At 64.3% G+C, this 613-nt stretch carries 1 protein-coding gene; it reads right to left on the reverse strand.

What is annotated here, in order from left to right; translation table 11 throughout:
- Positions 1-613, reverse strand: a 613-nt coding sequence (locus MOM01_RS22960; protein WP_241387754.1) for a cytochrome c oxidase subunit I, incomplete at both ends; no start/stop codon positions are given.

Consider the following 613-nt stretch of genomic DNA (forward strand, 5'->3'; position numbering starts at 1 on the left):
GCTTGTCGCTGCCCGGACCCACATGGGCCTCGGCACGCATCCGCTCGACCATGTGCGGGTAGTGCAGCTCGAAGGCCGGACGCTCCGAACGGATCCGCGGCAGCTCGTAGAAGTTGTGCCGCGGCGGCGGGCAGGTGGTGGCCCACTCGAGCGAGTTGCCGTAACCCCACGGATCGTCGACCGTGACGACCTGCCCGTAGCGGTAGCTCTTGAACACATTCCACAGGAACGGCAGCGTCGACGCACCCAGGACGAACGCACCGATGGTGGAGATGGTGTTCAAGGTGGTGAACCCGTCGGACGGCAGGTAGTCGGCGTAACGACGCGGCATGCCCTCGTTACCGAGCCAGTGCTGCACCAGGAAGGTGGTGTGGAAGCCGATGAAGGTCAGCCAGAAGTGCCAGCGGCCGAGCTGCTCGTCGAGCATGCGTCCGGTCATCTTCGGGAACCAGAAGTAGATGCCGGCATAGGTCGCGAACACGATGGTGCCGAAGAGCACGTAGTGGAAGTGCGCCACCACGAAGTACGAGTCGTGCAGGTGGAAGTCCAGCGGCGGGCTCGCCAGGATGACACCGGTCAGGCCACCGAAGAGGAAGGTGACGATGAAGCCGAC

Origin of the sequence: Rhodococcus sp. CH91 (assembly GCF_022554085.1) — a bacterium.
GTDB lineage: Bacteria > Actinomycetota > Actinomycetes > Mycobacteriales > Mycobacteriaceae > Rhodococcus.